Origin of the sequence: Massilia niabensis (genome assembly GCF_042655085.1) — a bacterium.
GTDB lineage: Bacteria > Pseudomonadota > Gammaproteobacteria > Burkholderiales > Burkholderiaceae_D > Telluria > Telluria niabensis.
In genome coordinates, this window is the sequence record NZ_JBHSMU010000015.1 from 1,153,698 (window position 1) to 1,172,810 (window position 19,113).

Below are 19,113 nucleotides of genomic sequence, written 5' to 3' on the forward strand. Positions count from 1 at the left end.
CACCCCTCGAACAGCGGCGGCCGTGTTTGCACCATCGAATAGAAAACGGCGCCGCAGCGCCGTTTTTTTATTTCCCCAACATCGACACCACATTGTCCGCCCCCGGCGCCCCGAACGCCTGCTGCTTGAGCACATGCAGCTGGTCGCGTACCTGGGCCGCCTTTTCGAACTCGAGGTTCTTGGCATGGTCGACCATGAGCTTCTCGAGGCGCTTGATCTCCTTGCTGATCTGCTTCTCGCTCATCGACTCGACCTTCGCCACTGCAGCCGCTTCTTCGAGGTTCTGCGCGCCCTCGAGCATGGCCTTTTGCGCCGCATTGCTGTAGACGCCGTCGATCAGTTCCTTGATCTTTTTCTGCACGCCCACCGGGGTGATGCCGTTGGCGGTGTTGAAGGCGATCTGCTTGGCGCGGCGGCGCTCGGTTTCATCGATGGCGCGTCGCATCGAATCGGTGACGTGGTCGGCGTACAGGATTGCCACGCCGTTCAGGTTACGCGCGGCGCGGCCGATGGTCTGGATCAGCGAGCGCTCGGAACGCAGGAAGCCTTCCTTGTCGGCATCCAGCACGGCGACCAGCGACACTTCCGGCAAGTCCAGGCCCTCGCGCAGCAGGTTAATGCCGATCAGGACGTCGAAGGTGCCCAGGCGCAGGTCGCGCAGGATCTCCACGCGCTCGACCGTCTCGATATCGCTGTGCAGGTAGCGCACCTTGATGCCGTGGTCGGACAGGTATTCCGTGAGCTGCTCGGCCATGCGCTTGGTCAGCGTGGTGATCAGCACGCGCTCGTTCTTGGCGACACGGTCGTTAATCTCGCTCATCACGTCGTCGACCTGCGACAGGGCAGGGCGCACGATGATGACCGGGTCGACCAGGCCGGTCGGGCGCACCACCTGCTCGACCACGTTGTCGGCATGCGAGTTCTCGTATTCGGCCGGCGTGGCCGAGACGAAAATCGTCTGCCGCATCTTGCCTTCGAATTCTTCGAATTTCAGCGGCCGGTTGTCCAGCGCCGAGGGCAGGCGGAAGCCGTAGTCGACCAGGTTGGTTTTACGGGAACGGTCGCCGTTGTACATGGCCGAGAGCTGGCCGACGAGCACGTGCGACTCGTCCATGAACATCAGCGCGTCTTTCGGCAGGTAGTCGACCAGGGTCGGCGGCGGTTCGCCCGGCATGGCGCCGGACAAGTGGCGCGAATAGTTCTCGATGCCTTTGGTAAAACCGATCTCGGCCATCATCTCGAGGTCGAAGCGGGTACGCTGCTCGAGGCGCTGCTCCTCGATCAGTTTATTTTGCTGGCGGAATTCTTCCAGGCGGTCTTTCAGCTCGGCCTTGATCGACTCGACCGCGCGCAGGACTGTAGAGCGCGGCGTGACGTAGTGCGAGCCCGGATACACGGTAAATCGCGGGATCTTCTGGCGCACGCGGCCGGTCAGCGGGTCGAACAGTTGCAGCGACTCGATTTCGTCGTCGAACATCTCGACGCGGATTGCCAGCTCGGCGTGCTCGGCCGGGAAGATGTCGATCGTGTCGCCGCGCACGCGGAAGGTGCCGCGGCCGAAGTCCATTTCGTTGCGCGAGTACTGCATCTGGATCAGGCGCGCGATGATGTCGCGCTGGGCGACCTTGTCCTTGTGGCGCAGCGTCAGGATCATCTTGTGGTATTCGTTCGGGTTACCGATACCGTAGATGGCCGAGACGGTGGCGACGATGACGACGTCGCGGCGCTCCATCAGCGACTTGGTGCACGACAGGCGCATCTGCTCGATGTGCTCGTTGATCGACGAGTCCTTTTCGATGAACAGGTCGCGCTGGGGCACATAGGCTTCCGGCTGGTAGTAATCGTAGTAGGACACGAAATACTCGACCGCGTTCTGCGGGAAGAATTCGCGGAACTCCGAATACAGCTGGGCCGCCAGCGTTTTGTTTGGCGCGAACACGATCGCCGGACGGCCGGCCCGGGCGATCACGTTCGCCATCGTGTAGGTCTTGCCGGAGCCCGTGACGCCGAGCAGCGTCTGGTACATCAGGCCGTCGTCGATGCCCTCGACCAGGCCGGCGATCGCCGTCGGCTGGTCGCCGGCCGGCGGGAAGGGCTGGTGCAGCTTGAAAGGGGAGTCCGGGAAAGTGACCACAGTCGGTTCCGGACCGGTTGCGATTGATACATCAGCCATGTTTCGAGACCTTTGCTAGAATGGGAGTCCGCCTGCGGCACTGCAACAAAGGTGCCGCTGTCTATACAACTTCTGCGAACCCACCGACAATTCAGTTTATCACGATGACTTCTACCGCCTCTGCCAGCCTCTTCGGCGCCATTGACATGGCCCCGCGCGACCCGATCCTGGGCATCACCGAAGCATTCAACGCCGACACCAACCCGGCCAAGATCAACCTGGGGGTCGGTGTCTACTACGACGACAATGGCAAGGTGCCTTTGCTGCAGTGCGTTCAGCAGGCGGAAGCGAAGTTGATGGAGCAGCTGTCGCCACGCACCTACCTGCCGATCGAAGGGCTGGCGGCGTACGACAAAGCCGTGCAGGAACTCGTATTTGGGGCCGACAGCGCCGTAATTCAAGAGAAGCGCGCGGTCACCGTGCAGGCCATCGGCGGCACCGGCGCACTGAAAATCGGCGCCGATTTCCTGAAGCGTTTCTCCCCTGATTCGCAAGTCTTCATCAGCGACCCGAGCTGGGAAAACCACCGCGCCCTGTTCGAGAGCGCCGGTTTCATCGTCAACCACTACACCTATTACGATCCGGCCACCCATGGCGTCGATTTCGAGGGCATGCTGTCCTCGCTGCGCAAGATGGATGCCGGCTCGGTCGTCGTGCTGCACGCCTGCTGCCACAACCCGACCGGCGCCGACCTGACCCAGGAACAGTGGGGGCAGGTGATTGAAGCGGTCCAGGCCGGCGGCCTGATTCCCTTCCTCGACATGGCCTACCAGGGCTTTGGTGCCGGCATCGCGGAAGACGGCGCCGTGGTGCGCCGCTTTGTCGACGCAGGCGGCCCGCTGCTGGTGTCGAACTCGTTCTCGAAATCGTTCTCGCTGTATGGCGAGCGCGTCGGCGCGCTGTCCGTCGTCGCCTCAAGCACGGAAGAAGCGGCGCGCCTGCTGTCGCAACTGAAGCGCGTGGTGCGCACCAATTATTCGAACCCGCCTATGCATGGCGGCAAGGTCGTCGCCACCGTGCTGGCCACGCCCGAGCTGCGCCAGCTGTGGGAAGACGAGCTGGCCGGCATGCGCGTGCGCATCAAGGAAATGCGCGAGGCGCTGGTGGCCAAGCTGGCCGAGAAGGCGCCTGGACGCGACTTCGCATTCGTGCGCGAACAGGTCGGCATGTTCTCGTATTCGGGCCTGACCAAGGAGCAGGTGGGCAAGCTGCGCGACGAGTCGATCTATGCGGTCGACACCGGCCGCATCTGCGTGGCGGCGCTGAATTCGAAGAATATCGATCTCGTCGTTGACGCCATCGCCAAAGTCCTCTAAAATCTTGGCTCTTCGCACTTGAGATTAGTCAAGTCGAGGAGCAGGACAATTCCCTGATAGCTCAGTCGGTAGAGCGACGGACTGTTAATCCGCAGGTCCCTGGTTCGAGTCCAGGTCGGGGAGCCAGAATACGAAAAAGGAGTGCCGAGAAGTCGGCACTCCTTTTTTTCGTTTGGGTCTCAAGCGGCGGCCACCATGCATAATTTCCATGCGGCCCTTGCGCAATACTGCTGAGCGGCTATAATGCCAAGCTCAATTCCCTGATAGCTCAGTTGGTAGAGCGACGGACTGTTAATCCGCAGGTCCCTGGTTCGAGTCCAGGTCGGGGAGCCAGAACATAGAAGTAAATAAAAAGCCGCGTTCCTGAACGCGGCTTTTTTTTTGCTGACCGATGCCGGCAGGCGCACGTGTGCGGGGCTGCGTGGCGCCCAGGGCGGGGCGCCAAGGCGGAGCCAGTATCGCGACCATCCTACTGCTTGGACAGCGACAGCACACAGCGGGCATTGATATATTGTTCATGCCACACCAGGTCCTTCTGCTTCTCCGGCGCATTTTTCAGCAAGAACTCGCGTGCCGTTTCGCATGCCTCCAGGTTCCGGAACTCGTGCGTCGTCACCTGCGCAGGTGCGCCTGCCGCAGCCGCGATTACAATCAGAATGTAGCTGTACATGTTCGTTCTCCTGGTGCCGGCGTACGTCTGGCGAGGTCCTGCGACTATAGTAAAGGCAGGCCGCGCGGGCGCAAACTTGAAATGTTCGTACAGGACTCGCCAAACTCGCATCCGCCCGCTATAATGTTGCCTCAATTCCCTGATAGCTCAGTCGGTAGAGCGACGGACTGTTAATCCGCAGGTCCCTGGTTCGAGTCCAGGTCGGGGAGCCAGAATAAAGAGAAGGGCCGCGTGCAAACGCGGCCCTTTTTTGTTTTTGCTCTTTGCCACCCTCCATCCGCCGGCAGTTCGCGCCAATGCTTGAGCTGGATCAGTTTTCTTCACTGATAAGCCATGTTCGCCGGGATTTTTCCTCTGACCACTTGGCTCTAACAAGCAACCTCATCATTCGGTCAGCCGTTGGCTGGCATGCATCATCCGATGGATGGGCTCACAGCGGGTGAAAGGTCTCTACATTGAGAAGGATGGTTACCATGAACAAGTATCCGATCGGCTTCATGAGCTATGCGCGCGCGGACGACGAGCACGACAAGGGCTATCTGACGGAATGGCGCGAACGACTGAGCGGCGAAGTCTGTGCCCAAACGGGTGACCGCTTCGACATCTTCCAGGACAGGAACGATATCGCCTGGGGCCACAACTGGCGCGAGCGGATCCGCGACTGCATCGATGTCGTCAACTTCCTCATCTGCATCATCACGCCCCGGTTTTTCCGGAGCGAACCCTGCCGCGAGGAGTTCGAGCGTTTCGTCAAGCTGGAGCAGGCCATGGGGCGCAGTGACCTGATCCTGCCGGTGTACTACATCGACAGCACGCTGCTGAACGACGAGATGCAGCGTAATGCCGATGCGGTCGCGCGCCTGCTCGGCATGCGCAACTACGTGGACTGGCGCCCCCTGCGTTTCGAATCGCTCGATACGCCCGCGGCCAAGAAGATGCTGGCCAGGCTCGCTCACGACATCGCGTGGCGCTCGAAAGGCGGGGTGTGCTGAGGATCAGGCGCCCCCGGCCACCGGCCTGACCTTCGCCGCAGCCTCGCGCGCCCGTTCGCGCGCCGTCTCGACATCGCCGGCGGTAGCCAGCGCCACCCCCATGCGCCGGCGCGCGAACGACTCCGGCTTGCCGAACAGGCGGATGTCGGCGCCCGGCACGGCCAGCGCCTCGGCCACGCCTTCGAAGGCAATGCCGGCGGCGTCGAGCTCGCCGTAGATCACGGCAGAGGCGCCGGGCGCGCGCAGCGCGGTATCGACCGGCAGCCCAAGCACGGCCTTGGCGTGCAGCTCGAATTCGCTCTGCACCTGGGTCGCCATCGTCACCATGCCGGTATCGTGGGGGCGCGGGCTGACTTCCGAGAACCACACCATGTCGCCCTTGACGAACAGCTCGACCCCGAACACGCCCAGTCCGCCCAGATTGTCCGTGACCTTCGCGGCGATCTCATGTGCACGCTTGAGCGCCAGGGGCGCCATCGGGTGCGGCTGCCAGGATTCGACGTAGTCGCCCTGGACCTGCTTGTGGCCGATCGGCTCGCAAAAACCGGTCACGATGCCGCCATCGCCATCCACACTGCGCGAGCGCACCGTCAGCAGCGTGATTTCGTAATCGAAATCGATGAAGCCTTCCGCGATCACGCGGCCGGCGTCGACCCGGCCGCCGGCGGCGGCATGGTCCCAGGCGGCGCGCACATCGGCGGCGCTGTCGAGCTTCGACTGGCCCTTGCCCGAGGACGACATCACCGGCTTGACCACGCAGGGAAAGCCTACCGCGGCGCAGGCCGCCTCCAGCTCGGCCAGGCTGCTGGCAAAGCGGTAGGGCGAGGCCGCCAGGCCGAGCTCTTCGGCGGCGAGGCGGCGGATGCCTTCGCGGTTCATCGTCAGCTGCGCGGCGCGCGCGGTCGGGATGCAGGTAATCGTGCCGGCCGCTTCAAGTTCGGCCAGCGTATCCGTGGCGATGGCCTCGATTTCCGGAATCGCCAGGTGAGGGCGCTCGCGCTCGATCAGTGCGGCCAGCGCCGCGCCGTCGGTCATGTCGATCACATGGGCGCGATGCGCAACCTGGTGGCCGGGCGCGTTCGGGTAGCGGTCGACCGCGATGGTTTCGACGCCGAGGCGTTGCAGGGAAATGATGACTTCCTTGCCGAGTTCGCCCGAGCCGAGCAGCATCACGCGCGTGGCCGAGGGGGAGAGGGGAGTGCCGAGTGTGCGGGGAGTGGTCATGGCTGTATGGGGGATGCTGGCGCTTCGGCGCCGGTGCTGCGACTATAGCAAAGCGGCGCCGCGCGGGCGCATACTTGATATTCGCAGGCCCCCGTCTGCCAAGTCGTTCAAAGACTGCTACGATCGCTTTTTATCCGCGACAGGGGCGCCCCATGACACGCAGTTTCAAGATCGCCGCCATCGCCGGCGACGGCATCGGCAAGGAAGTCCTGCCCGAAGGCCTGAAAGTCCTGGAAGCGGCAGCGCGCCGCTTCAACATCGACCTCGAGTTCATCCACTTCGAGTGGGCCAGCTGCGACTACTACCTGAAGACCGGCGACATGATGCCGCCCGACTGGAAAGCACAGCTCTCGAGGATGGACGCCATCTACTTCGGCGCCGTCGGCTGGCCGGCCACGGTGCCGGACCACATCTCGCTGTGGGGCTCGCTGCTGAAATTCCGCCGCGAGTTCGACCAGTACATCAACCTGCGCCCGGTGCGCCTGTTCGAAGGCGTGCCGTGCCCGCTGGCCAATCGCAAGCCTGGCGACATCGACTTTTACGTGGTGCGCGAAAACACCGAGGGCGAATACACGAACCTCGGCGGCATCATGTTCCCCGGTACCGAGCGCGAGGTGGTGATCCAGGAATCGGTCTTCAGCCGCCATGGCACCGACCGCGTCCTGAAGTACGCGTTCGAGCTGGCGCAGTCGCGTGCGCGCAAGCACCTGACGGTGGCGACCAAGTCGAACGGCGTCGCCATCAGCATGCCGTGGTGGGATGGGCGTGCCGACGCGATGGCGCTGGGCTATCCGGACATCACCGTCGACAAGCAGCACATCGACATCCTGTGCGCCCGCTTCGTGCTGCAGCCCCAGCGCTTCGACGTGGTGGTGGCCTCGAACCTGTTCGGCGACATCCTGTCCGACCTGGGGCCGGCCTGCACCGGCACGATCGGCCTGGCGCCCTCGGGCAACCTGAATCCCGAGCGCAGTTTCCCGTCGCTGTTCGAGCCGGTGCACGGCTCGGCGCCGGACATCGCCGGCAAGGGCATCGCCAATCCAATCGCGATGATCTGGTCGGGGGCGATGATGCTGGGCTTCCTGGCCGATGCGCCCGATGCGCCAGGCGGGTGCCGCGAGGCGCACGATGCGATCCTGGCTGCGATCGAGCAGGTGCTGCGCGAAGGGCCGCGCACGGGGGACCTGGGCGGGACGGCGACGACGGTTGAGATGGGGGATGCGATTGCGGGGTTGTTGGCATAAGCGCCCCGTCCACCCTACGTTGTATGCGTTACCTGCTCACTTGAACCCTCCCGCGTCAGCGGCGACAGGCGATCAAACCAAGGCGCAGCCTGTTCGAGCTGGTGCGCCAGCTGCAGCAAGCGATCCTCGCTGCCGAAGCGCCCGACCAACTGCACGCCCAGCGGCAGGCCGTCGGCCGTCCAGTGCAGCGGTACCGACATCGCCGGCACGCCGGTCAGGTTCGCCAGCTGGGTGAACGGCACATAGCGCAGGTTGTCGCGCGCGATCTTGTTGACGGTGGCGTCGAGCAGCCCGAGGCTTGCCAGGATGCCCAGCAGCCCGCTGCGCTGCAGGAGATCAAGTACGAACTGTTCGCCGCGCGGCGGGTCGCCCTGGCCGTGCCGGATCGGCGGGTGCGCCAGCGCCGGCGTGAGCAGCATGTCGTAGCGCGCGTGAAAGCGTGCCAGCGCGCGCGAAAAATCGTTCCACTTGGCCAGCTGCGCCGTCAGGCGCCCACCCGACACGCTCGCGCCCAGCGTCACCAGCAAGCGGCTCATCAGCTCGACGTCGCCGCTTTTTGCGCCGAGCGCGCGGGCACGCGCCACCAGCGCCGGCACCTGGCCGAAATACACGTGCAGGAAACTTTCGGCCAGGGCGGCGCCGTCGAGCTGCGGCGCGGCTTCCTCGACCTCGTGGCCGAGGCCGCGCAACAGCGCCGCGGCCTTGTGCACCGCCGTCACTGCTTCTGAATGCACCTCGGTCCCGATCGGCGACACGGCGGTAAAGCCAATGCGCAGCCGGCCGGGATCGCGCCGCATCAGCTCGCGGTAGGGCCCGGCAGCAGGGGCGATATCGAACGGGTCGCCCGGTTCCGATCCGGCGAGGATGTCGAGCGCCAGCGCCGAATCGCGCACGCTGCGCGAGAGCACGCCTTCGGTCGAGGCGCCGAACCAGACTTCGCCGATGGCCGGCCCCGAGGAGATGCGCCCGCGCGACGTGCGCAGGCCGAACAGGCCGCAGCAGGCGGCGGGAATGCGGATCGACCCGCCGCCGTCATTGCCGGCAGCCATCGGCACGATGCCGGCCGCCACCGCAGCGGCAGCGCCGCCGCTCGAGCCGCCCGGCGTGTGGGCGAGGTTCCAGGGATTGTTGACCCGGCCATGCAGGGCGGAGTCGCTCACTGCCTTCAGCGCGAACTCGGGCAGGTTGGTCTTGCCGAATACGACGAGGCCGGCGTCGAGGTAGCGCCGCACCACGGCTGCGTGCTCGCGCGGCACATTGCCCTGCATCGAACGGCTGCCGAAACCCGTCGGCACGCCCGCGTAGTCCTGTACGGCGGCGTCCTTGATCAGGAAGGGGACGCCGGCCAGCGGGCCAGGGGAACGGCCACCCAGCGGGCGCGCCAGCTGCGCCCGCGCCTGCGTTTCCATCAGGCGGCAGACTGCGTTGATGCGCGGATGCACGCGTGCATGTTGCGCCAGGGCGGTGTCCAGCAGCTGAGCCGGCGAGACTTCGCCGCGCGTGACGAGCGCGGCCAGCGCGGTGGCGTCGTGTTGCAGGTATTCGGAGAAATCCATGCGCGTTCCGGAACAAAATAATGTTCAGCATGAAATGCTGCCGGCGTAAACATGTCGAGTTGAAATCAACGGATCACTTGCGCCGCTTCTTGTCGTTCGAGGTATAGGTACGGGTGTAGAAGTCGGCAGGTTTGCGCGCTACCCAGTCGATGAAGGCGCGGATCTCCTCGTGCCCGCGCAGCGCTTCCCAGGTATGGTAGGTGCGCAGCAGCTCGCGCTCGGTGAACGCGGAGTGGATCTTGCGGTGGCAGATCTTGTGGATCGGGAACTGTTCCTTGCCCTTGAAGGTCTTTGGTACAAGGTGGTGGCGGTCGATGTTGACCGTTCCCAGTTCCCGTCCGCACAGCGGACAGAATGGATCCTGCATGGCCTCGCCTGACAGTAACGCCTATTCTTAGGAAATGGTGGCGCGCATTCGACAAAACAAGTGCGGCGCATGGCCCGGCTCGCACGATAGTGCATTGATGAATTTCAAAATAACATGGTGTAGAATCAGCGCTTCACAAAATGCAATATGGCCTCGTTGACAGTGTTAAATGGGGTCTCGACACGATGATCGACGACGATACCAGTACCTGCTCGATCCTCCTGATCGACGACGAGCCATTTTCCCAGCAAATCATCGAACACGGGCTCAAGACCTGCATCAAGCACGTACTGCGCTATGAGTCGGACCCGGCGCGTGCCGTCGCCCTCGCGAGTGAACTCAATGCTACCGTGGTGCTGGTCGACCTGCGCATGCCCGACCTCGACGGCTTCGAATTCACGCGCCGCATGCGCGCTCGGCCCGACACCGAACACATTCCCATCATCATGCTGTCGTCGGAAGACGACCCCGAGGTCAAGGCGATGGCCTTCGCGGCCGGCGCCAACGACTACATGGTCAAGTGGCCCGACCCGCGCGAGCTCGTTGCGCGCGTGCAGTACCACAGCGCCGCCTGCATCGCCCGCCGCGAGCGCGATGCCGCCTTTGCCTCGCTGCGCGTGAGCCGGGAGCAGCTGGCGGCGAGCGAATCGGCGCTGCACCAGGCGCAGAAGATGGAAGCGATCGGCCAGTTGACCGGCGGCGTCGCCCACGACTTCAACAACGTGCTGCAGATCATCGGCGGCAACCTGCAACTGCTGAAACTCGTCGGCGGGCTGAACGACGCGTCACGCAACCGGGTCGAGATGGCGCTGGCCGGCGTCGAGCGCGGCGCCAAGCTGTCGGCCCACCTGCTCGCGTTCGCGCGGCGCCAGCCGCTGCAGGCGGTGGTGCTCAACCCGGGCCACCTGCTGCGCGACATGGACGACATGATGCGCCGCGTGCTGGGCCCGAACGCGCGCGTCGTCACCGACATCGACCCCTCGCTGTGGAGCACGGTCGCCGACCCCCACCAGCTCAACAACGTGCTGCTGAACCTGGCCATCAACGCGCGCGACGCGATGGGCGGGAATGGCAGCTTGCTGATCCGCGCCAGTAACTCAGGCGGCAATTCGGGCGACAAGCCGGCGGCCGCGGGCTGCCTGCCCCTGCACGGCGCGCCGGCCGGCGAGTATGTGATGATCGAAGTGGCCGACACCGGCAAGGGCATGGCGCCCGAGGTGCTGCAACGCGCCTTCGAGCCCTTCTTCACGACCAAGCCGGTCGGGCAGGGCACGGGGCTTGGGCTGTCGATGGCCTATGGTTTCGTGAAGCAGTCGGGCGGCGAGATCACGCTCGAGAGCGAACCGGGCCGGGGCACCAGCGTGCGCATTTTCCTGCCCAGGAGTGCTACCTCGGCGCAGGAACCCGAAAAGGCGAACGACGCCCCGCTGTTGGGCGGGCTGGAGACGATACTGGTGGTGGAAGACGAGGAAGACGTGCGCAGCGCCACCTGCGCTATCCTGTCCGCACTCGGCTACGACGTGCTCGAAGCCTGCGACGCCGCCGGCGCCATCGCGCTCATCGAAAGCGGGCGCCACGTCGACCTCGTGTTTTCCGACGTGATCATGCCGGGGCCGGTCAGCAGCCTGCAACTCGGCGAAGTCGTGCGCGAGTATCTACCGCAAGCGCAGATGCTGTATACCTCGGGCTATGCGGAAGGGGTGCTGGCGCACGAAGGCAAGGTCCACGCCTCGGTGAACCTGCTGCAGAAGCCCTATCATCCGGATGCGCTCAGCGCGCGCATCCGCCACCTGCTGCGCCGTGGGCGTCGAGGGCCCGGTGCAGCCGCGGCACAGCCTGCGTCGGCATCCGCTTGATGATTTCGTAGGGTGGGCTCTTGAACCCACCCTACGAAGAGCGCAAGCCATTCAGGCCGGCGGCACGTAGCGGTGCGAGCCCGGAGGCGGCTCGTTAAGCACCGCCCAGAAGATCCCGAGGTCGGCGATCGCGCGCACGAATTCCTTGAAATCGACCGGCTTGACGACATAGGCGTTCACGCCCAGCTCGTAGCTGCGCACCAGGTCCTGTTCCTCTTTCGAAGAGGTCAGCATCACCACCGGCATGGATTTGAGGTGCGGGGTGGTGCGGACTTTCTCCAGTACTTCGAGCCCGTCGACTTTCGGCAGCTTCAGGTCGAGCAGGGTAACGGCCGGGTTGCCTTCCGCGCGCTCGGCGAACTCGCCGCGCCGCAGCAGGTAGTCGAGCGCTTCGGCGCCGTCGCGCACAACGACGACTTCGTTGGCGAGCTGGCTTTTGGCCAGCGCCACCAGGGTCAGTTCGAGGTCATGCGGATTGTCCTCGACCAGCAGAATCGGTTTTAACATGGTAGTTTTTGCTCGCAGAGGAGTAGAAAGCGAATTAGAGAGCGAGTGCGCGGGGAATACTGAAAGAGAAAGTGGCGCCCTGGCCCTGCACGGATTCGGCCCAGGTGCGTCCGCCATGGCGCTCGACGATGCGGCGCACATTGGCCAGGCCGATGCCTGTGCCCTGGAAGTCTTCCATCCGGTGCAGGCGCTGGAAGACGCCGAACAGCTTGTGGACATAATCCATGTTGAAGCCGGCGCCGTTGTCGGCGATGTGGAAGACGGTGTCCTGCTCATTCTGCTCGGACCACACCCGGATCGTCGCGGGATCGCGTTGCCCGGTGAACTTCACGGCATTCGACAGCAGGTTGAGCACGGCCAGGTGCAGGAAATTCGGGTCGGCCTTGATGCGCGGCAGCGGCGACAGGATCCATTCGATGTTGCGCCCGGCCGTGTCCAGCGACAGCTTGTCGATGCACGAGGCCACCAGCTTCGACATGTCCACCTCGACCGGGCGCAGGGCGGCGCGGCCCATCTGCGAAAAGCTCAACAGGTCGTCCACCAGCTTGCCAGCCAGCCGCGCCGATTCCTTGATGTTGGTGAGGAAGCGCTGGCGCATGGTGGTGTCTTCGCTGCCGCTCGATTCGAGCAGCAGGTCGGAAAAGCCGACGATGTGGCGCAGCGGCGCGCGCAGGTCGTGCGAGACCGAATACGAAAACGCTTCGAGTTCCTTGTTGGCGCGGCCGAGTTCTTCGGCCAGTTCGGCCATCTGTTCCGCGCGTTCCAGCGCAATGCCGAGCAGGGCGCTGCGGAACTCGCCGGTCAGTTCGATCTCCGCCGCGTGCCATGGCAGGCTGACGCCGTGGATCACCTCGCGCCAGGTGGCAAACGAGGTGCGCGGGGACAGCTGCTGGGCTGTGCCGGACAGCTGTTCCGTTTCCTTCATATGCGGGTTGCCCGCCCATTCGATGGTATGCACCACTTCCGGGCGGAACCACAGCAGGTAATGCTTGTGCACGCGCGAGATAGACATCGCCAGCAGGCCGCTGGCATTGCGGCGCATGGCATCGCCATCCGGGTACAGGCTGGACAACTGGTCGGTGTGGAACACTTCGCCGCCGTGGCCCTGCAGCTCGAGCCAGGACACCAGCGACCCGATGGCCTCGGCATCCGGCGTGTCGCCGTAGGTCAGCACGCGCTCGTCGGCGACGATGGCCACCCCGCCGGCGCGGGCGAAGCGCAGCAGCTCGGGGAAGACCGACCCCATGTTCTCGATGATGTCGGCACCCTTGGTCAGGTTGCCCAGCATCGCGACCATCATGCGCCGTACCTCGAGGCGGAACTGCAGGTCGCTCGCATCCTCGCGCGACTCGATGCACAGCGCCAGCACCTGGCCGAGCTGCTCGCAGGCGCTGCGCTTCTCGAAAGGCAGCGGGCAGGGCGCCTCGTTATGGCAGGAGATCAGGCCCCACAGCTGGCCCTTGACCATCAGCGACACCGACATCGAGGCCATCGTCCCCATGTTGCGCATGTATTGCAGGTGCACCGGCGAGACGCTGCGCAGGGCGGCAAAAGACAGGTCGTTGCGCTGCCCGGTGACGGGATTTGCGGACGGCACCAGCGGCGCCGGCAGGTAGTTCGCGTCCTGGATCAGGCGGATGCGCGACAGCGCGTACAGCTCGCGCGCCTGCACCGGAATGTCCGAGGCGGGGAAGCGCTGGCCCAGGTAGGAGTGGTAGCCGTCCTCTTTCGACTCGGCCATCACGTGGCCATGGCCGTCGCGGTCGAACTGGTAGACCATCACGCGGCCGAAACCCGTCACCATGCGCACCTGGTGCGCCGCATGTCCGGCGACCGATTCGACCGTCTGGGTCTGGTCGATTTTCAGGAGGAAGTCGCCGAGCAGGGCGTACAGGTGGCGGAAGTCGGGCGGCCCGGCGCGCTCGACCGGCTCGAATTCGAGGATGACGAGGCCGTCCCACAGGTGGCCGAGCACGTCGAAATGCTTGCCGTTGGCGCTGGTGACCGTGTCGATGTACAGCGGGCGGTTGCCGAGCTTGCTGCTCGAGACTTCCGCGTCCAGGCGCTGCGCTGCGGCGCTGCCGACGACATCGGCCAGCGCGCCGCCGATCGCGGCCCCGGCGTCGATCCCGACCCAGCGCGCCAGGTTGGCGCTGGCCTGCAAGACCCTCGCCTCGTTCGACAAGGTCAGCAGGAACCCATGCGGCTGGATGCTGCCGGGCGTGCGGATCGGTTCGCTGTCGCAACTGGACAGGTCGAGCGGTGCAGGTTGAGCTGGAGCTTGAGCAGGAATCATGGGCGCAGGCGTGGGAACGGCTGGGTTACAAAGGCGCCATTTTAGCCTGAAAGACAAGGGCCGGATCGTCTCGATTCCTGTCCCTTCGTCTCGTTCGCGGTGCGACATGAATCGTCATGTTTTTGGGCGGATCGGTGCTTGACGAGATCCTCAACACCTAGTGCACGGGTGAAACAGTCGCGTGGTCTGTTGTTTGCGTTTGCGGGTATGATGGTGTGTTATCCGGAAAAGCCACTCTCTTATTGCCATGAACAACCGCGTAGAAGCCAAGCAAGAGCTGACCGAAGAACAGCGCGTGCAGTACCTGGTCTCGGGTATCAGCGACTATGCGATCTACATGCTCGATACCGGTGGCCACGTGAGCAGCTGGAACACCGGCGCCCAGCGCTTCAAGGGCTACAAGGCGCCCGAAATCCTCGGGCGGCACTTTTCGCAGTTCTATACACCCGAAGACCGGGAGAGCAACCTGCCCGAGCGTGCCCTGAGCACCGCGCTGGTGGAAGGCAAGTACGAAGCCGAGGGCTGGCGCATGCGCAAGGACGGTACGCGCTTCTGGGCCAGCGTCGTCATCGACCCGATCTACGACGAGCATGGCACGCTGCTCGGCTACGCCAAGATCACGCGCGACATCACGGCCAAGCGCGAGGCGGAAAGGGCGCTGCGCGCCAGCGAGGAGCGCTTCCGCCTGCTGGTGCAGGGCGTGACCGACTACGCCATCTACATGCTCTCGCCCCAGGGCGAGGTCAACAACTGGAACGTCGGCGCCGAGCGCATCAAGGGCTACATGGCCGACGAAATCGTGGGCCAGCATTTCTCGCGCTTCTATACCGAGGACGACCGCACCAACGGCCTGCCACGGAGGGCGCTGGCGACCGCCGAGCGCGAGGGCCGCTACGAAGCCGAAGGCTGGCGCCTGCGCAAGGACGGCACGCGCTTCTGGGCGCATGTCGTGATCGATGCCATCCGCGACGAGCGTGGCGACCTGATCGGCTTTGCGAAAATCACGCGCGACCTGACCGAGAAAAAAGCCGCCGCCGATGCGCTGGCCGAGGCGAATGCCGCGCTGTTCCAGTCGCAGAAGATGGAATCGATCGGCCAGCTCACGGGCGGCATCGCGCACGACTTCAACAACCTGCTGTCGGTGCTGGCCAGCGGGCTCGAGGTGATGGCATTGGGACGCGGCGGCAGCGCCGACGGCAAGACCCTGGACAGCATGCGCCGGGCGATCGACCGCGGCGCCACGCTGACCCAGCAACTGCTGGCATTCGCGCGCCAGCAGCCGCTGCAGCCTGAAACGCGCAGCGTGAACCGCCTCATTTCCGGCTTCGAATCCGTGCTGCGCCGGGGCGTCAACGCCTCGATCGACTTCGAGCTGCGGCTCGACCCGCACATCCGCAACACCGTCATCGACAGCGCGCGTTTCGAGTCGGCCCTCCTGAACCTGGTGGTCAATGCACGCGACGCCATGCCCGAGGGCGGCAGCGTGCAGATCGAAACGGCCAACGTCGACCTGGTCGAGCACGAAGTGCGCGGGCTGGCGCCGGGACCCTATGTGCGGGTCACCGTCACCGACACCGGCACCGGCATGTCACCCGAAACCGTGGCGCGCGCCTTCGAGCCCTTCTATACGACGAAAGAAGTCGGCAAGGGCACGGGCCTGGGGCTGTCGCAGGTGTACGGCTTCATCAAGCAGTCGGGCGGCGAGGTCGTGATCGGCAGCTCACCCGGCGAAGGCACGGCGATTTCCATCTTCCTGCCGGCCGCCCCCGGCCAGGAGCAGGGCAACGGACGCAGGGCAAACGAGCTGGTGCTGATCGTCGAGGACGAGCCCGACCTGATGGATGTGGCCGCGGCGCTCTACATCAGCATGGGCTATGAAGTCGTGACCGCCTCGAATGCCCAGGAGGCGATGAACCTGCTCGCCAGCCGCGATATCGACATCCTGTTCACGGACATCATCATGCCCGACGGCTTGAATGGCATCGAACTGGCCGCCTTCGCGCGCGAGAATTATCCGCAGGTGAAGATCATCCTCGCGTCGGGCTATCCGCTGCCGGCCCTGAAAATCGAGCCGGGGCTTCTCAACGACTACGCCTTCGTGAACAAGCCCTACCGCCTGTCGGACCTGGCGCGCGCGCTGCGCACGGCGGCTTGAGGCAGGGCGGGCGGATGCAGCTGCATATCGACACCCCGCTGGTCGAATCGAGCGCCACGGCCTGCCGCGCAGGCCAGCGCGTCTGGCTGAAAATGGACGCCCTGCAGCCGAGCGGCTCGTTCAAGCTGCGCGGCATTGGCCACGCCTGCGCAACCCGCGTGGCAGGCGGCGCGCGCCGGATCGTATCCTCGTCGGGCGGCAACGCCGGGCTGGCGGCGGCATATGCCGGGCGCCGGCTCGGCGTGCCGGTACTCGTCGTGGTGCCGGAAACGACGAGCGCCCGAGCCAGGGAACTGCTCGCGCGCGAAGGCGCCGAAGTCCGCGTGCATGGGCTGTCGTTCCAGGAGGCGAACGCGCACGCCCAGTCCTTGCTGGACCCGAGCGACGCCTTCATCCATCCGTTCGACGACCCGCTGCTGTGGGAAGGCCACGCCGGCATGATCGACGAGGTGGCGGCTGCCGGCTTGCGGCCCGACGCGGTGGTGCTGGCCGTTGGTGGAGGAGGGCTGCTCAGTGGCGTGGTGGCCGGCTTGCGGCGCCAGGGCTGGAACGACGTCCCCGTGATCGCCGTCGAAACGCTCGGCGCCGACGCGTATGCCCAGTCGCTGGCGGCGGGCGAGCGCATCGAATTGCCGGGCATTGCCAGCATCGCCACCTCGCTCGGCGCGCGCATGGTGTCCGCACATGCGTTCGCGCTGGCGGCTGACCATCCGATTACCCCGGTCGTCGTCAGCGACGCCGAGGCGGTAGCAGCCTGCCTGCGCTTCATGGACGATCACCGGATCGTGGTCGAGCCCGCCTGCGGGGCGGCGCTGGCGCTGGCCTACGAGGCCGGCAGCCGCCTTGGTGGATTCGACAATGTGCTGGCGATCGTCTGCGGCGGGGCAACCGCGACGGTGGCGCAACTGCAGGCCTGGCACGCGCAGCTGCACAAAGGACCTGGCATTTGAGCACCGCCGTCTTCTTCCAGCGCGGACCGTCGCGCCTGCACACTGCGCTGTTCGTCTCACTGCTCGTTCACACGCTGCTGCTGTCCATCAGTTTGGGTGGCCATGCATTCGGGCTGCCTGGCCTGAACCTGCCCTGGAAAGAAAGGCGCCTGGGCGCGGACGATTTGAGCATCGTGCTGGCGCCGGCGCCGGCGCCAGCACCCGCACCGGCACCGAAACCAGCGCCGCCGCCACCGGCGAAGGCCGCGCCCGTTCCGCTGGACAAGCCTGTGCCCGTGGACAGGACGGCACCAATGAGCATGCCGTCGCCTGCTATCGAGGGTGGCGCGGCGCCTGCCGTGAAGGCCGCACCAGCGCCGCAACCGGCGCCTGTGCCTGTGCCCGAACCTGAACCTGTGCCGGCAATCCCTCCCGCACCTGCGCCCGCAGTTGCGCAAATAGCGCCTCCCGCGCCGTCGAAGCCGGTCATGACGGCACGCACCGAGCCCGACGTAGCGCGAAACACTGCCAACGAGGAAGCACTCAAGCAGATCATGCTCGAGCGCGAAAAGGAAGATGCAGAACGGGCCCGGCAGGGGGAGCTGATGGCGCAGCGGGAGGCAGCGCGCCAGGAAGAGCTGCGCCAGGACGCCGAACGCGCCGAGCTTGCGCGGCAAGAGGAGCTGCGCCGGGAGGCGCAGCAAAAAGAGCGGGCAAGGCAGGACGAGTTGGCGCAGCAGGAGGCCGCTCGCCAGGAGCAGGAACGCGCCGAGGCTGCGCGCGCGGAAGCGGCCCAGCGGGAAGCGGCACGCCAGGAACAGGCAAGGCAGGCACAGCTCGACGCGGTGCGCCAGGCGCAGCAGGAGGCCACTCGACAGGACCAGGAACGGGCGGAAGCCGCACGCAGGGAAGCCGCGCGCCAGGAACAGGCACGCCAAGCACAGCTCGACGCCGCCCGCCAGGCGCAGCAGGAGACCGCGCGCCAGGAACGGGAACGGGCTGAAGCGGCGCTACAGGAAGCTGCGCAGCGGGACGCCGCGCAGAAGGAAGCCGCGCAGCGGGAGGCCGCACAGAGGGAAGCCGCACAAAGGGAAACTGCACAACGGGAAGCTGCACAGCGGGAAGCCGCGCAGAGAGAAGCAGCGCAGCGGGAAGCAGCACAGAAAGAAGCCGCGCAGAAAGAAGCAGCACAGAGGGAAGCAGCACGCCAGGAACAGGCGCGCCAGGCGCAGCAGGAGGCCGCGCGGCAGGACGCCATCAGGCAGGAGGCGGCACGCAGGGATGCCGCCAACCAGGCAGCTGCGAACCAGGAACGGGCAAGGCAGGAGCAGGCCCAGCGGGAGCGTGCCGAGCAGGAAGCGCAACGCGAGGAGCGCCTGCGTGCGATCGGCAAGCAACTCGACAAGGAAGCGGCCCAGCGCGAGCCGCTGCCGCCCGGGGCCAGCAGCCTGCGCCGTGGCTGGCTGTTCGGACGCGCCGACCCGAACGCCGACCTCGTCCTGTACGCGCAGGCCATGAGCCGCAAGATCGAGCTGAACATGACCTTCGACACCGTGCGCGAAGCGGTGAAGCAGCCGCACACCGCGCCGGTCGTGACGGTGGCCATTCGCGCCGACGGTTCCGTGGAAAAGGTGACCTTCGTCGTCTCCAGCGGCGTGCCCGCGATCGACGAAGCGGTCCGGAAAGTCATCGCCAGCCAGGCGCCATATCCCGCGTTTTCGCCGGCGCTGGCGCGCCAATACGACGTCATTGAAATTCGCCGCACCTGGATATTCGACATGGCCATCCGTCTGCAGTAACGGGCGCCTGATACGACAAAGCCGCTTTT

General features: G+C 65.4%; 14 protein-coding genes and 3 tRNA genes. 10 read left to right on the forward strand and 7 right to left on the reverse strand.

The window, feature by feature from the left end; translation table 11 throughout:
• Nucleotides 1-67 precede the first annotated feature (67 nt).
• A complete protein-coding gene (gene uvrB, locus ACFPN5_RS19545) occupies nt 68-2,173 on the reverse strand; it encodes an excinuclease ABC subunit UvrB (protein WP_379785462.1) in 2,106 nt (701 codons plus the stop codon).
• A 104-nt stretch (nt 2,174-2,277) separates the two neighbouring features.
• On the opposite strand from uvrB, the gene ACFPN5_RS19550 reads away from it, so the two are divergent.
• From ACFPN5_RS19550 to ACFPN5_RS19560, 3 genes are all read left to right on the forward strand, one after another.
• Nucleotides 2,278-3,489 (forward strand): amino acid aminotransferase, encoded by a 1,212-nt coding sequence (locus ACFPN5_RS19550; protein ID WP_379785463.1) that lies wholly within the window; start codon nt 2,278-2,280, stop codon nt 3,487-3,489.
• A 50-nt stretch (nt 3,490-3,539) separates the two neighbouring features.
• Nucleotides 3,540-3,615: transfer RNA gene (locus ACFPN5_RS19555), tRNA-Asn, on the forward strand.
• 131 nt (nt 3,616-3,746) lie between these two features.
• Nucleotides 3,747-3,822: transfer RNA gene (locus ACFPN5_RS19560), tRNA-Asn, on the forward strand.
• A 136-nt stretch (nt 3,823-3,958) separates the two neighbouring features.
• Here the strand turns inward: ACFPN5_RS19560 and ACFPN5_RS19565 are convergent.
• On the reverse strand, nt 3,959-4,159 hold the full coding sequence (locus ACFPN5_RS19565) for a hypothetical protein (protein ID WP_379785464.1): 201 nt from the start codon (nt 4,157-4,159) through the stop codon (nt 3,959-3,961).
• 136 nt (nt 4,160-4,295) lie between these two features.
• Here ACFPN5_RS19565 and ACFPN5_RS19570 point away from each other — a divergent pair.
• Both ACFPN5_RS19570 and ACFPN5_RS19575 read left to right on the forward strand, forming a co-directional pair.
• Nucleotides 4,296-4,371, forward strand: a tRNA-Asn gene (locus ACFPN5_RS19570).
• A 261-nt stretch (nt 4,372-4,632) separates the two neighbouring features.
• Nucleotides 4,633-5,151, forward strand: a complete 519-nt coding sequence (locus ACFPN5_RS19575) for a toll/interleukin-1 receptor domain-containing protein (protein WP_379785465.1) — start codon at nt 4,633-4,635, stop codon at nt 5,149-5,151.
• Between the two features lie 3 nt (nt 5,152-5,154).
• Here ACFPN5_RS19575 and purT read toward each other — a convergent pair whose 3' ends face one another.
• Complete coding sequence (gene purT, locus ACFPN5_RS19580) at nt 5,155-6,375, reverse strand: formate-dependent phosphoribosylglycinamide formyltransferase (protein ID WP_379785466.1); 1,221 nt, start codon at nt 6,373-6,375, stop codon at nt 5,155-5,157.
• Between the two features lie 152 nt (nt 6,376-6,527).
• Here purT and ACFPN5_RS19585 point away from each other — a divergent pair, with 152 nt between their 5' ends.
• The gene (locus tag ACFPN5_RS19585; protein WP_379785467.1) at nt 6,528-7,619 is read left to right on the forward strand and encodes a tartrate dehydrogenase; all 1,092 of its coding nucleotides are present in this window, start codon (nt 6,528-6,530) and stop codon (nt 7,617-7,619) included.
• 14 nt (nt 7,620-7,633) lie between these two features.
• Here the strand turns inward: ACFPN5_RS19585 and ACFPN5_RS19590 are convergent, their stop codons facing one another.
• Both ACFPN5_RS19590 and ACFPN5_RS19595 read right to left on the reverse strand, forming a co-directional pair.
• Entirely contained in the window at nt 7,634-9,175 is a 1,542-nt protein-coding gene (locus tag ACFPN5_RS19590) for an amidase (protein ID WP_379785468.1), read from the reverse strand.
• 73 nt (nt 9,176-9,248) lie between these two features.
• Nucleotides 9,249-9,542, reverse strand: coding sequence for a hypothetical protein (locus ACFPN5_RS19595; protein ID WP_379785469.1), 294 nt, complete (start codon nt 9,540-9,542; stop codon nt 9,249-9,251).
• Nucleotides 9,543-9,727: 185 nt separating this feature from the next.
• On the opposite strand from ACFPN5_RS19595, the gene ACFPN5_RS19600 reads away from it, so the two are divergent.
• Nucleotides 9,728-11,398 carry a response regulator gene (locus ACFPN5_RS19600; RefSeq protein ID WP_379785471.1) on the forward strand — a complete coding sequence of 557 codons (1,671 nt, stop codon included), beginning with the start codon at nt 9,728-9,730 and terminating at the stop codon, nt 11,396-11,398.
• Between the two features lie 51 nt (nt 11,399-11,449).
• On the opposite strand, the gene ACFPN5_RS19605 is transcribed toward ACFPN5_RS19600, so the two are convergent.
• Both ACFPN5_RS19605 and ACFPN5_RS19610 read right to left on the reverse strand, forming a co-directional pair.
• Nucleotides 11,450-11,905, reverse strand: a complete 456-nt coding sequence (locus ACFPN5_RS19605) for a response regulator (protein WP_379785472.1) — start codon at nt 11,903-11,905, stop codon at nt 11,450-11,452.
• Nucleotides 11,906-11,939: 34 nt separating this feature from the next.
• Nucleotides 11,940-14,201 (reverse strand): ATP-binding protein, encoded by a 2,262-nt coding sequence (locus ACFPN5_RS19610; RefSeq protein WP_379785473.1) that lies wholly within the window; start codon nt 14,199-14,201, stop codon nt 11,940-11,942.
• A 247-nt stretch (nt 14,202-14,448) separates the two neighbouring features.
• On the opposite strand from ACFPN5_RS19610, the gene ACFPN5_RS19615 reads away from it, so the two are divergent.
• Genes ACFPN5_RS19615 through ACFPN5_RS19625 form a run of 3 tightly spaced genes read left to right on the forward strand, consistent with a single transcriptional unit; the run spans nt 14,449 to nt 19,084 of the window.
• The gene (locus ACFPN5_RS19615; RefSeq protein WP_379785474.1) at nt 14,449-16,356 is read left to right on the forward strand and encodes a hybrid sensor histidine kinase/response regulator; all 1,908 of its coding nucleotides are present in this window, start codon (nt 14,449-14,451) and stop codon (nt 16,354-16,356) included.
• Between the two features lie 14 nt (nt 16,357-16,370).
• Entirely contained in the window at nt 16,371-17,306 is a 936-nt protein-coding gene (locus ACFPN5_RS19620) for a pyridoxal-phosphate dependent enzyme (RefSeq protein WP_379785475.1), read from the forward strand.
• Complete coding sequence (locus ACFPN5_RS19625; RefSeq protein ID WP_379785477.1) at nt 17,303-19,084, forward strand: TonB C-terminal domain-containing protein; 1,782 nt, start codon at nt 17,303-17,305, stop codon at nt 19,082-19,084. Before ACFPN5_RS19620 ends, ACFPN5_RS19625 begins: the two co-directional genes overlap by 4 nt.
• The last annotated feature ends 29 nt before the right edge of the window (nt 19,085-19,113 follow it).